We start from the raw sequence: 12,944 nt of genomic DNA on the forward strand, positions 1-12,944 counted from the left end.
GACAATGAAACAAAAAATTAAAAAATTAATCACAAAACTATATAAAAAACTTACCTATGCAATACCCACAAGCAAAAAAATCATTATATTTCAAAGCAGCAACGGAAGAAATTATTCCGGCAATCCAAGATATATTTATGAAGAGATGGTGCGCCAGGGACTGGATAAAGAATATACTCTAATCTGGTTTTTGTTTGACACTACCATTGAGATTCCCGGCCGATGCAAGAAAATAAGAAATAATTATGTCCCATATTTCTGGTATCTGATGAGAGCCGGCGTCTGGGTGTTTGACAGCCGGCAGCCGATGTATATGCGGAAAAAGGATTCATGTATGTATATACAGACATGGCATGGAACACCTTTAAAGAAGCTTGCTCTGGATATGGATAAGATGGATATGGGCGGAAGCCAGAATATCGAGGGCTACCATAATAAATTCCGCAGGGCAACAGCTTTATGGGATTATCTGATCTCACAGAATCCATTTTCTACTGAGATTTTTAAAAGCTGTTTTGCCTTTGAAGATAAACCGATTTTGGAGATTGGATATCCAAGAAATGATATTTTGATCAACGATGATAACCCGGAAGCAGTTCAAGAGATGCGCCAGAAGCTGGGTCTTCCGTTGGATAAGAAGATTATTTTATATGCACCCACCTGGAGAGACAATGAATTTCACTCAAAAGGTAAGTATAAATTTGCTTCAAAGCTTGATTTTGACAAGGCCAGAGAGGCATTGGGCGATGAGTATGTATTTATCGTAAAATACCACTATCTTGTCTCAGAGTCCATCGACTGGAGTCCTTATGAGGGCTTTGTCTATACATTTGATGAGACAAAGGATATTGCATGGCTTTATCTGGTTTCAGACATGATGATTACGGATTATTCCTCAGTTATGTTTGATTACAGCATTCTTAAAAGGCCGATGTTCTTCTTTGCTTATGATCTGGAAGACTATAAGGACAACCTCCGCGGTTTTTATTTTGACTTTGTAAATGAGGTGCCGGGGCCTATTTCAAAAGATACAGACCAGTTGATAAACGATATCCTTACCTATGATCCCGCTCAGTGGAAAGACAAATATGATGCATATCATGCAAAATTCAACTGCAGGGATGACGGAAAAGCGGCAGATAAGATCGTGAAAAAGATTACAGGACAATAAAAAAAGAAGAGGAGACTCTTCTTTTTTATCTATATGAAAGGTTTAACAGCATGTTAACAAGAAAAAACGAGAAAAAGCAGCATATCTTTCAATGGATTGGATTAGCTGTTATTATACTGTATTTTATTTTTGCAGCATTTCAGTACAAAATCTTTCAGGGAGATATATTTAAGGCGTACAAGGTTGATTCACCGGAGACAGAGGTGGTCTGTGACGGCTGGGAAAAGAAGTTGGAGTTTACAGCAGTTCAGAGGGAGCTTAAGTATTTTGAGATGACTTATCTGAATCCGAAGGGAGACACGGCACAAGGGCATGTCAGGGCAGAGATCAGGGATTCTTCAGGGAAAAGTGTATGGAAGAAGAACTTTCCTGCTTCTGAAATGAGAAAGGGTATTTATGCCAGAGGAATCCAGGGAACGGTCTACGATGTCAATAAGAAGCTGAAAAAGGGTGAAGGGTATACTCTTATTTTAAAGGCTGTTGATATGCCGAAAGAACAAAACATTACGGCCAGAAGACCGGATCTTACGATGCATTATTATGGTTTTAATACTAAGAAATTCTGCATGCTTTTGGGAGCTGTTTTAATGCTGGCTGTTCTTCTGTGGGTTCCCAATAAGCTCAATGAAAAATGGAATCTGTATCTTAGCAGAGCCATGTTTGCAGTTACACCTGTGCTTTCATTTGTTCTGTTGGAACGGTTTAACCAGACCAGCATCCGGAATCTGGGAGTTTTTAAAAGCAGTGTCAATCTGCTGGTTTATATTCTCTTGCTGGCATTTTTCTTTTTGATCACAAACCGGACAAAAATCGCTTCGTGTTTGACCGTGATTACAGTCTCTTTGCTGGGACTTGCTAATTACTTTGTGGTTTCTTTCCGCGGAATTGATCTGATGCCGATTGATTTTACTTCTATCCGGACGGCGGCCAATGTGGCTGCAGGCTATGAATACAGCATTAATACGGCGATTCTTTGGAATGGGGTTTTGATACTTGGTTTCCTGATTGTTTTATTCCGTCTGAAGGCCGGAAAAGGTTTGAAAAAGAAACAGCGTCTGATTCCTGCGGCAGTTTTTGCGGGAATGCTGCTGGTGAATATCAGTGTGTTCAGCAATACTCAGCGTTTAAGAGAGTGGGGCATCAAGATCAAACTCTTCAATCCATCTGTCAGCTGCAAGAGAAATGGCTATGCGGCGATCTTTACAGCCAGCCTTAAATTTCTGGTGGCAGAAAAACCGGAAGGGTACTCGGAAGAAAAAGTGGAACAGATCATGAAGCCGTATGTGAAAAAGGCTGAAAAAGAGAACCGGAATATCAACGTATCCGGGAAAAAGACAACAAAACAGACGCCCAATGTCATCGCAGTGATGAATGAATCATTTTCCGATCTGTCAGTACTTGGAGATTTTAAGACAAATGAAGATTATATGCCGTTTTACCGCAGCCTGAAGAAAAATACCATCAAAGGGAACATGTATATGTCAAGTTTCGGGGGACAGACGGCCAACTCTGAGTTTGAATTTCTGACAGGCAGTTCCATGGCATTCCTTCCGGGAGGATCTGTGGCTTACCAGTATCAGGTCAAGGATGAACTGGGAAACCTTACAACAACTTTAAAGGAACAGGGATATCAGGGCCTGAAGGCACTCCACCCATATCTGGCCAGCGGTTATAACAGAGAAGTTGTGTATCCGCTGCTTGGATTCAGTGATTTCTTATCTGATGTGGACTTTAAGGAGCCTGAGATGCTGAGAAGGTTTATCTCCGATAAAGAAAACTATAAAAAAGTGATTGAGGAGTATGAAAAGGCCAAAGAAAAGAGCAGTACGCCTTACTACATGTTTAATGTAACAGTACAAAACCACGGCGGGTATGACAAGGGATACACCAACTTTAAACAGAAGATTCATATTACTGACGGAAAAGGCGATGATATTGCTGACCGTTATCTCAGTCTGGTCAAAGAATCGGATTCCGCCTTTGAATATTTAATCCGTTATTTTGAAAAGGTAAAGGAGCCTACCGTAATTGTCATGTTCGGAGATCATCAGCCAAGTTTGGATGCTGAATTTTATAATAAAGTAAATAACGGTGACGGACAGAGAAAGCAGAAAGTACCGTTTGTCATTTGGGCCAACTATGACATTAAAGAACAGACAGTAAATGATATCAGCCCGAATTATCTGGGTGCTTTCCTTGTGAATACTTTGAATCTGGATGAGACACCATATGAAAAGTACTTGCTGGCACTGCACAAAAAATATCCTGTAGTTACATCCCATGTATATATGGATGCTGACAGGCGGCTGCATTCTATTGACACTTTGGACGATTTGCCTGAGGATTTAAAACAGTACTGGATGGTTCAGTATTATCATTTATTTGCAAAGGATAAAAGAGATGATTCTTTATTTTTCCTGAAGGAGTAGGAGGGTGCTATGGTTACAATTCTATTAGCAACATATAATGGAGAGGATTATTTGAAGGCTCAATTAGAATCCATTGCTTCCCAGACGTACGGTAACTGGAGGCTTGTCACAGGCGATGACGGATCCTGCGATGGGACTTTGGGTATTTTGGAGGATTTTAAGGCCCGCTATCCGGATCAGGTCAAGATTATTAGAAATGAACCGGCTACCGGAGGTGCCAAGAGCAATTTTATCAGTCTTCTGAGAAATGCCCACGGTCCGTATTTTATGTTCTGTGATCAGGACGATGTATGGAAACGGGATAAGATTTATGAAACACTAAAAAAGATGGAGGCATTGGAGGAGCGCTACGGGAAAGAAACTCCGATCCTTGTTCATACAGATCTGTCTGTGGTAGACGAGAATCTGGAAATGATAGCCGAGTCTTTTTTCCAATATGCCAACATTCCGAAAAGAATTGCATTAAATCAGCTGATCGTTCAAAATTCTGTTACCGGATGCACGTCGATGATTAATCGTGCCCTGCAGAAGTATTTCCTTCAGCCGCTTCCAATGGGGAAGATTCTGATGCACGATTATTGGGCGGCACTGATTGCAAAGATCTTCGGCAGGATCGGATTTGTCAATGAACCGACCATGTATTACAGGCAGCATGGGAGCAATGCCGTAGGGGCAAAGAATTCCAGAAATCCGTTATTTTTAATGCAGAGGCTGAAAGAGGGAAAAGAGTCCTACCGGAAGCAGATGATCAAGTCCATGGAGCAGATTCAGGGATTTGTGGAGACTTACGGAGAGGAGATTCAGGGGCTTGATGACTACAACCTGCTGAATACCTATGGAAATCTTTATTATAAAGGGAAAATGCGCAGGCTGTTTTTCTACAAGAATCATCAGGTACTGAAGGAAGGAAATATCCGGAAGCTGATGCAGTGGCTGTGGGGTTAAGATAAAATGAAAAGTGGGATAAAACTTGTATTTAAATATATTGTCATGTACTTGTCATGTCTGGCACCCAGGAGCAGAAAGATATGGGTTTTCGGAGCGTGGCTTGGCCAGCAGTTTGCCGATAACCCAAAATATCTTTTTATTGAAGCAAATCAGATGGAAGGCATAAGGCCGATTTGGATCACAAAAAATCCCCAGGTTCTCAGGGAAGTGAGAAAAATGGGATATGAAGCATATTTGTTTGCCAGTTTAAAGGGAATTCTCTTCCAGCTCAGGGCTAAATACGCGGTGATGTGCAACGGAATCAGCGATTTAAATCATACATTCCTCGGCAGAGCGGTTTTCCTGAATGTCTGGCATGGAGTTCCGCTGAAAAAGGTTGGGTATGATGATACAATGGGAAAAAACTGGGACAGCAGAGGACAGAAAATCCGCAGAAAAATACAGCAGTTTCCTCTTGGCAGAGAATACGTGGTGGCTACCAGTGATACCTTTGCCAAGATTTACAGGAGTGCATTCCGCCGCCCGTCAAAGCAGATACTGACATACGGACAGCCGAGAAATGATATATTCTATGACCGTGATCATATTTTCCCTGTAAATGAAAAGCTGCAGGAGAGGCTTAAGGGACACAAGGCAGTCCTTTATGCTCCTACCCATCGTCTGGAAGGCAGCATTCCGTTTCCTCTGGAAGAAAATTTTGACTTAAAAAGGCTGGATGAATTCTGCCGCGATCATCATATACTGTTTATTATACGCAGGCATTTCTATCATTTTAAGGAAGAAATTGATTTGTCGTCTTATTCCAATATTCTGGATATGACAAAGGAAACGCTGGATATTCAGGAACTTTTGATGGCAGCTGACTTGCTGATTACGGATTATTCGAGTACGTACATTGATTACTTGCTGCTGGACCGGCCTGTGATTTTTTATAATTTTGATTATGACAGCTACATTGAAAAAGACCGGGAGATGTATTTTCCATATGAAAAGGTGACGCCTGGTATGAAGGCAGAAACATTTGATGAACTGATGGAAGGGTTGAAGCAGGTCTTCTCCGGATCTGACGATTTTGCTGAAGACAGAAAAAATGTAAGGAATCTTTTTTACTGTGAGAAAGGGCAGAAAGCAGTGGGGAAAGAGCTTCTGGAAAAAATGAAGCATTTGTAAAACAACATAAAAAAGAGATAGAGACAGTCAAAAGCTGATTCTCCTGTAGATTGAACAGGGGAATCAGCTTTTTTTATTTCATTTCATAGGAAAGTGCGTCCCATGAAATAAAGAACACTCAGTGCAGGATGCGCACAAATGCATAGAGAAATGATTTACCTTTGGCGCATAAAGTGAACAAGCCCCTCATAGAGTGAGGAGCCTTGTCCACTTTTTTATCTTCCTAACTGATGGGAAATAGTCCGGTTGAGGGCCGTGAAAGCCTCGTGGTATTCTTGAGACAAGATAAAAGTGGTTATGCAGCAATTAAAGGAGGAGATACAGATGAGAGCGGCAGTTTATTATGCACCTAACGATCTGAGGATGGAAGATGTGGAAACACCGGAGCCTGGGCCTGGGGAAATATTGATGAAAAATGTTTCGGCGCTGACCTGCGGAACGGACTTAAAACAATACAAACGGGGATATCCCAAATTTAAAGAGGGACAGAAGCTGATCTTTGGGCATGAGAGTGCCGGCATTGTTGCGAAAGTAGGAGAAGGAGTCACCGGTTTTAAAATTGGAGACCGGATTGCACCTCATAATTCTGCTCCGTGCAACCAGTGCTATTACTGTAAAATCGGGGAGCACAGCATGTGTGAAAATCTTACTATGGTAAAAAGTGCATGGGCTGAGTACCGCCTGCTTCCCGCAGCCATTGTCAGAGAAAATGTGTTCCACATCCCGGATCATATTTCGTTCCGATCCGCTGCTCTTTTAGAACCGCTTGGGAGTGCAGTTCATGGGATTACGGATGCTGATATTCAGCTGATGGATACTGTGGTAATTAACGGGGCCGGACCGCTGGGATTAATGATGACAAAGCTTGCCAAGCTCCGGGGAGCCTATGTTATCAGTACAGATAAAAATCCAAAACGGCTTGCAGTAGCCAGAGAGCTTGGAGCTGATGTCACCATTAATATTTCAGAGGAAGAAGATGTGACAGAAGCTGTCAAAGGACTGACCCCTTACGGAAGAGGCGCAGATATTGCCATTGATGCCACAGGGATTCCGGAGGTGTGGGAGAAAAATCTTTATATGGTAAGAAAAGCAGGCACTGTTTTGGAATTCGGAGGATGCCGGGGAGGAAGCAGTATTACAGTCGATACCACGCTTCTTCACTATTCCCAGCTGACAGTGAAGGGGGTATACCATACGACTCCAAAACTTGAAGAGCAGGCGTTCAGGCTCATTGAAAGAGGAATTATCAATGAAGACCTCTTCGTAAATAATACATACCCTTTGGAGCAGTGTCTTGAAGCATTGGAATCCCATGCAGGAGGAGATGTCATAAAAAATGAAATCCGCTGCGATTTATAATATCTGCAGACGCACAGAAGGAGGAAATTATGGAGAAAGAGAAAGCAAAAATTGAGGTTATCAAAGCGGCTATTGCGTGCAGTGAGAAGAAACTGATCCATGGAACGTCAGGGAATGTATCCATAGCCTGCCGGGAAGAAGGGGTTATGGTCATAACTCCCAGCGGTATTCCCTATGAGGAGATCTCACCCGGCATGGTGCCGGTAATTGATCTTTATACAGGTGAGTGGACAGAAGGAGAATGCAAACCGTCTACGGAGGCCCCTATGCATCGGCTGATTTACCAGAAGAAAGAAAAAATGCAGGCAGTTGTGCACACCCATTCACCGTTTGCAACAGCTATGTCCATTCTTGTGGAAGAGCTTCCGGCAGTTGCGGCAGCCTCTGCACCGTATTCACCGGTGAAGGTGGCGCCGTTTGAGATTCCGGGATCGGAAGAAATTGCAGAAGCAGCAGTCGAGGCCATGGGAGAGCACAATGTGGTCTGCCTGCTCAAGAATCATGGATTGATTGCAGCAGGCATAAATGTGTCTCAGGCAATGAGCATTGCAGAATATGTGGAGGAAAATTCACAGATTGCGTATTACACGTATACGGCAGGGAAAATGGATCCTATACCAGAGTATGGATACAAGATTATGCACGACCGGGCCGTAAAAAAATTAGGCTTAGAATAAACAAAACTGCCAATACAGCAATGGGAAAAAATACCTGATGGATGAGCGGAACTGAGGTGATAAGATTAGAGAAAATATGATGAGAGGGTGATAGCGATGATGGGATTGCCAATGAGACAAAAGAAAATATTAAAAAAGCTTGTGGCTTTGGACGGCTGGGTAAAAGGGAGGGAACTGGCAGAAGAAATGGAAGTCACGCCCAGAACGATACGGACAGATATTGCCGCAATCAATGTATGGCTGAAAACAGTCAGCTGCCATATTGAATCTTCCAGGCAGGAGGGTTACCGGCTTCGCGGACAGAGGCAGTCAGAACTGGAAGCCATGCTGTGGGACGGTACGGATGTGCCCCTTACACCGCAGGAACGGATGAGAATCCTGGGGATCAGGCTGCTTCAGGCAGATGAAGAAAAACCTGAAGACGTAGATGAGCTGGAAGAGGAGATGTTCGTCAGCAGGACAACCCTGGAAAGCGGGATATTTAAGATTAAAGCCATGCTGGAGAGCCGGACAACACCAATGTACATTAAAAGATGCGGAAGAAAGATATGGACGTCCGGAGAAGAGGAAACAAGGAGATTTCTTTTGAAGGAACTCATGGTGGACCGGACTGACCCGGATTATCTGATGATCGAAAATTATGATGATTATTTTGGGGCAGATGTACCGGAAAAAATGATGGATTGTGTCCTGAATGCACTGGCAGACAATGACATCTCTATGACCGCAGAGGATATTCTGCACTTGGTCATCTATCTGTCCATAAAGCTTACGAGGATTCATACGGGATATGAATTCCAGAGTAAGACAAAGGATATCATGGCACCGGAGGACATGAACTGGTCCCTGTCTGAGACTATCGCTGCCAAAGTAAAAACAGAATTCTCTACAGTATTTAATGAGGAAGAACTGGTGGATCTTGCGGTTCAGCTCTCCCTGTTTCGTCTGATCGGCAGTGAACCAGAAGCCAGACCCATATCAAAACCAGAGCAGTCGCATTATGAATATGTGGTAAATGAATTACTGAAAGATATCAAAAATAAATTTCACCTGGACTTAACAGATGACCAGGAGCTGAAAGACGGGCTGGTGACCCATATCAGGTACACACTGAAACGTATTACCATGGAACCGGTGAGTACAAACCCAGTGCTTATGCTGCTGAAGACAGAGTATCCATTTGTGTTTGATATGTCTTTATTCTTATATGAACGGTTTTATGATGTATTTGGTGTAAGGCTGAATGAAAATGAACTGGGATATGTAGCTACATATTTGGGAAGCGCTGTGGAGCGCATGGAACGGAAAAAATCTCCGAAGGACTTTACCATTGCGGTTGTGACAGGGATGAATTACGGGACGAGCAGACTTATGACAACAAGGCTTAAAGCAATCTACGGGGACAGCTGCAACATTGAGGGGCCGTTTTCTATCTATGCGGTTCAGGAGATAGAAAAACTTGATCCGACCTTTGTAATTACCACAGAATCCAAGCAGGTACTGAAAAATTTCCATGTGCCGAAAATACAGATATCACCGCTGCTCAATGAGAAAGATCAGAGGGAGATCAATAAATGGCTGCTGCACATGAGGAAAGAAATGATGTACGATCAGCTGCCAAAAAGTATCAAGGATTATTTTCATGAAGAACTGTTTTTTTACCGGCTGAAGTCTGAGACACCAAAGGAAGTAATTAAAACTATGTCAGAGCATCTTATGCATCTGGGATTTGCAGGAGATGATTTCGCTGAAAAAACACTGGAACGGGAACAGGTGGCGTCCACAATTTTCGGAAACAAGATTGCCATGCCTCATCCTATCGAAGCATGTGCAAAGAAAACGGTCATCAGCGTGGGTATCCTGGAACATCCCATTTCATGGGGCAGCGGCGAGGCGCAGCTGATTTTTATGCTGGCGGTTAAAAAAGAAGATATGAAGTATCTCAACAGCTTCTTTGACTTGACTGTGCGCCTGGTGGATGACGAGGGACTGGTAAAACGGCTGCTGGATTCCAGGGATTTGGCCCAGTTTAAAGACAGACTTCCGATTTTATAGAGAAAGGAAAGAAGGCATATGGATTTAAAAGAGTTGATTTGTCCGAGGATGATTTTATGCAATGTGGATGCACGGGACTCCCAGGACGCCTTGAGACAGCTGGCAGGACATTTGGAAAAAGAAGGATATGTGGAAGAAGGATACCTGGATATGCTTTTGGAAAGGGAGCTTAAGTTCCCTACCGGACTTTGTACCAAACCATTTGCAGTGGCCCTGCCCCATACGGAGCCGGATCATGTAATAAAGCCGTGCATTGCTGTGGCCAAGCTTCGGAAACCGGTAGAATTCCATGAGATGGTCAATGATCAGAGCACTGTGCCTGTTCGCTTTATTTTTAATCTGGTACTGCAGAAGACAGAGCAGCAGCTGGAACTGCTGCAGAAGATTATATCAATATTTTCCGATAAGGAGGCGATGGAAAAGCTGGAAAAGGAAGAGAAACCCGAAAAGATAGCAGAAATATTAGAACATACGGGAACAAGCGGAAGCTGTTAATTATTGAACGAAAGGAGAAAAATTATGGCAAAAGCATTTAAGATTTTGTCTGCCTGCGGCAGCGGTATTGCAACATCATCTCACGTGGCAACATCTATTCGCCAGGGAATGGCGGACAGGGGGGTGAATGTTGAGGTCAGGACCTGCGGAGTAAATGAAATGTCCGGACTGATCGACAATGTCAAACCGACGATCATTGTTTCCACCACTTCCGTGGAATCCGTAAGCAATGTAGGGGAAATCAAGGTCATGTCAGGGGTACCCCTGCTCACAGGCATCGGGAAAAAAGAGTTTTTTGATGAAATGGAAGAATATTTAAAAAGTATTTCATAACAAATGAAAAGGAGGATGGAATATGGGTGTCATTAATACGATTTTAGGGCTTGGCGCATCTGTAATTATGCCGATCGTTATTTTTATTCTGGGCGTTGTCTTCCGGATGAAAGTAAAAAATGCACTGAGAGCAGGACTGACAGTAGGTATCGGATTTACCGGCATCAGCCTGGCGATCAGTCTCGTAAGCGACAATCTGGGAGGCCTGGTAAAGGCTATGCAGGCAAACTGGGGGCTGACATTGGACATTACAGATGTAGGATGGCCTGCAGCTTCGGGCATCGCTTTCGGAAGCGGAACCTTTGTATTAGCTTCGATTGTTACATTTCTTGTTGTCAACGTTATCTGTCTGGTCATTAAAATTACACACACGTTAAATGTAGATATTTTCAACTACTGGCATTTCATCTTAATCGGAACGGTTTCTTATTTTGTAACAGGAAATTTTATAGTGGGAATCATTGTCGGCACTCTTTTCATGATGGTAAATACGATCTTAGGAGAGAGACAGGAACAAGTCGTTACGGATTTTGCGGGGGAGCAGATGGCCGGGCTGACCTTCTCTACCCAGGGATTTCCGCTTCAGCTTCTGTTTGCCAGAGGTGTGGACTGGGTGATCGAAAAGATCCCGGGACTGAACAAGATTTCATTTAATCTTGGAAATCTTCCCTCCAGCATTTCCTTTTTCGGAGAGCCGATGATCTTAGGATTTCTGCTTGGAGGTGTTATGAGTATCCTTGCCGGATATAAGTGGGATGCGGCCCTTGTGGTTGCAGTGGGACTTTCCGCTGCTATGTTCCTGCTCCCCAGAATGGTTTCTATCATGATGGAGGGGCTGGCACCTTTGACCGATGCCGCCAGAGATTTTATGAATACCAGATTCCCCGGAAGAAAGTTCAACATTGCCATGGACTATTGTATGCTCCTTGGAGACCGGGATGTCATCACCATGGGAATCATTACCGTACCAATTGTACTTGGTCTGGCAGTCATTCTGCCGGGAAACAGATTCCTGCCGTTTACAGACCTTACCGCACTTCCTTACTGGATGATCGGTGTTGTGATCGGAACCAAAAGAAATTCCTTCAGGGCTTTGATTGCAGCAGTGCTGACACTTTGTATTGGACTATGGATTGCAACGGATCTGGCTCCTCTGATTACGCAGATGGCTACCGGCGTAGGATTTAAGTTTGAGGCCGGAACGACTATTTCAGGCTTCTGTGTAGGGCAGGAATGGCCGGGATATATTATACATAAGATTATTTCCTTCTTTTATGGAATGTTTTAGCCGGATTTAGTTCGGATGAATGGGATTGTCCGGATGGCCGGACGGTCCCATTCCTTTCATAGAATAGGAAGCTGAAGCGGACATGTCTGTTTTGTGCAAAAGAAAAAGGAGGAAGAGATATGTTAGTAACGATGGGAGAATTGCTTGCCGGGGCAAAAGAGGGAGGATATGCAGTAGCGGCCGCCAATGTATTTACAGGAAGAACTGTGGAGGCCTGTTTTATGGCAGCAGCAGAAATGAATGCACCGGTGATTATTGCCTGCACACCTTATGTGCAGATGGAAGAGCTGTCCCAGGCAGCACGGATGTATGAGAAAAAATATCCTCAGGTTTTGGCGGCACTGCATCTGGACCATGGAAAAGAGTACGAGGATATCCAGCGTGCCTTGAGATGTGGATTTACCTCCGTGATGCTTGACAAGTCTACACTTCCCTATGAGGAGAATGTAAAAGCCGTCAAAGAGGCCGTACGTGCGGCTCATGCAGTAGGTGTCACTGTGGAGGCAGAACTGGGGCATGTGGGAAAAGGAGCGGAATATGAAGAGACCAGAGACAGCGGATTGACAAGGAAGGAAGAAGCAGCAGGATTTGTACAGGAAACCGGGGTGGACTGTCTGGCAGTGGCCGTGGGAACTTCCCACGGCGTCTATAAGGGCAGGGCTCATTTGAACTTTGACCTTCTTTCAGAACTGAGCAGGGAAGTGTCTGTGCCTCTTGTCCTGCACGGCGGCTCTAATACAGGTGAGGACAAACTGAAAAAGGCAGTTACTCTTGGAATACAGAAGATCAATCTTTCCACAGACCTTTCTTCAGAATACCTGAAAGGGGTGAAGAGGTTTGAGGAAGAACATGATCCGCTCTTTGATGAGGATGGAACACTGATTTATCCGGGAAACCGAACCGTCTATGCAAATCAGGCATTGACAGCGGGAGCAAAAGCATATCAGGAGATCTTAAAAAGTTATATGAAGGTATTTGGAAGTGAAGGGAAAACGCTGATTTAAGAAAGGATGAAGGAT

Annotated in this window: 11 protein-coding genes; all 11 read left to right on the plus strand. The window is 43.8% G+C overall.

Annotated elements, in window-relative coordinates; translation table 11 throughout:
* Positions 1-4 precede the first annotated feature (4 nt).
* The 11 genes from KH180_RS01945 to KH180_RS01995 all read left to right on the plus strand — a co-directional run bounded on the left by KH180_RS01945 (position 5) and on the right by KH180_RS01995 (position 12,929).
* Positions 5-1,171 carry a CDP-glycerol glycerophosphotransferase family protein gene (locus tag KH180_RS01945; RefSeq protein ID WP_290755850.1) on the plus strand — a complete coding sequence of 389 codons (1,167 nt, stop codon included), beginning with the start codon at positions 5-7 and terminating at the stop codon, positions 1,169-1,171.
* A 50-nt stretch (positions 1,172-1,221) separates the two neighbouring features.
* The gene (locus KH180_RS01950; protein ID WP_290755851.1) at positions 1,222-3,600 is read left to right on the plus strand and encodes an LTA synthase family protein; all 2,379 of its coding nucleotides are present in this window, start codon (positions 1,222-1,224) and stop codon (positions 3,598-3,600) included.
* A 9-nt stretch (positions 3,601-3,609) separates the two neighbouring features.
* Positions 3,610-4,545 (plus strand): glycosyltransferase family 2 protein, encoded by a 936-nt coding sequence (locus KH180_RS01955; RefSeq protein WP_290755853.1) that lies wholly within the window; start codon positions 3,610-3,612, stop codon positions 4,543-4,545.
* Between the two features lie 6 nt (positions 4,546-4,551).
* Complete coding sequence (locus KH180_RS01960) at positions 4,552-5,718, plus strand: CDP-glycerol glycerophosphotransferase family protein (protein WP_290755855.1); 1,167 nt, start codon at positions 4,552-4,554, stop codon at positions 5,716-5,718.
* Positions 5,719-6,042: 324 nt separating this feature from the next.
* Positions 6,043-7,077, plus strand: a complete 1,035-nt coding sequence (locus tag KH180_RS01965) for a zinc-binding dehydrogenase (RefSeq protein ID WP_290755857.1) — start codon at positions 6,043-6,045, stop codon at positions 7,075-7,077.
* A 29-nt stretch (positions 7,078-7,106) separates the two neighbouring features.
* Positions 7,107-7,754: a class II aldolase/adducin family protein gene (locus KH180_RS01970; RefSeq protein ID WP_290755859.1), complete on the plus strand. Its 648-nt coding sequence runs from the start codon at positions 7,107-7,109 to the stop codon at positions 7,752-7,754.
* 96 nt (positions 7,755-7,850) lie between these two features.
* Positions 7,851-9,809: a BglG family transcription antiterminator gene (locus tag KH180_RS01975; RefSeq protein ID WP_290755861.1), complete on the plus strand. Its 1,959-nt coding sequence runs from the start codon at positions 7,851-7,853 to the stop codon at positions 9,807-9,809.
* Positions 9,810-9,827: 18 nt separating this feature from the next.
* A complete protein-coding gene (locus KH180_RS01980; protein ID WP_290755863.1) occupies positions 9,828-10,304 on the plus strand; it encodes a PTS sugar transporter subunit IIA in 477 nt (158 codons plus the stop codon).
* 24 nt (positions 10,305-10,328) lie between these two features.
* On the plus strand, positions 10,329-10,637 hold the full coding sequence (locus KH180_RS01985) for a hypothetical protein (protein ID WP_290755865.1): 309 nt from the start codon (positions 10,329-10,331) through the stop codon (positions 10,635-10,637).
* Positions 10,638-10,659: 22 nt separating this feature from the next.
* Positions 10,660-11,925 (plus strand): PTS transporter subunit IIC, encoded by a 1,266-nt coding sequence (locus tag KH180_RS01990; protein WP_290755867.1) that lies wholly within the window; start codon positions 10,660-10,662, stop codon positions 11,923-11,925.
* A 119-nt stretch (positions 11,926-12,044) separates the two neighbouring features.
* Positions 12,045-12,929: a class II fructose-bisphosphate aldolase gene (locus KH180_RS01995; RefSeq protein WP_290755869.1), complete on the plus strand. Its 885-nt coding sequence runs from the start codon at positions 12,045-12,047 to the stop codon at positions 12,927-12,929.
* The last annotated feature ends 15 nt before the right edge of the window (positions 12,930-12,944 follow it).

Origin of the sequence: Anaerostipes sp. (genome assembly GCF_018381315.1) — a bacterium.
GTDB lineage: Bacteria > Bacillota > Clostridia > Lachnospirales > Lachnospiraceae > Anaerostipes.

What these genes read in the sequence shown, in the direction of transcription:
- KH180_RS01980 (WP_290755863.1), top strand. Translation starts at nt 9,828, where the DNA reads ATGGATTTAAAAGAGTTGATTTGTCCGAGGATGATTTTATGCAATGTG.
- KH180_RS01970 (WP_290755859.1), top strand. Translation starts at nt 7,107, where the DNA reads ATGGAGAAAGAGAAAGCAAAAATTGAGGTTATCAAAGCGGCTATTGCG.
- KH180_RS01945 (WP_290755850.1), top strand. Translation starts at nt 5, where the DNA reads ATGAAACAAAAAATTAAAAAATTAATCACAAAACTATATAAAAAACTT.
- KH180_RS01995 (WP_290755869.1), top strand. Translation starts at nt 12,045, where the DNA reads ATGTTAGTAACGATGGGAGAATTGCTTGCCGGGGCAAAAGAGGGAGGA.
- KH180_RS01955 (WP_290755853.1), top strand. Translation starts at nt 3,610, where the DNA reads ATGGTTACAATTCTATTAGCAACATATAATGGAGAGGATTATTTGAAG.
- KH180_RS01990 (WP_290755867.1), top strand. Translation starts at nt 10,660, where the DNA reads ATGGGTGTCATTAATACGATTTTAGGGCTTGGCGCATCTGTAATTATG.
- KH180_RS01975 (WP_290755861.1), top strand. Translation starts at nt 7,851, where the DNA reads ATGATGGGATTGCCAATGAGACAAAAGAAAATATTAAAAAAGCTTGTG.
- KH180_RS01965 (WP_290755857.1), top strand. Translation starts at nt 6,043, where the DNA reads ATGAGAGCGGCAGTTTATTATGCACCTAACGATCTGAGGATGGAAGAT.
- KH180_RS01960 (WP_290755855.1), top strand. Translation starts at nt 4,552, where the DNA reads ATGAAAAGTGGGATAAAACTTGTATTTAAATATATTGTCATGTACTTG.
- KH180_RS01950 (WP_290755851.1), top strand. Translation starts at nt 1,222, where the DNA reads ATGTTAACAAGAAAAAACGAGAAAAAGCAGCATATCTTTCAATGGATT.
- KH180_RS01985 (WP_290755865.1), top strand. Translation starts at nt 10,329, where the DNA reads ATGGCAAAAGCATTTAAGATTTTGTCTGCCTGCGGCAGCGGTATTGCA.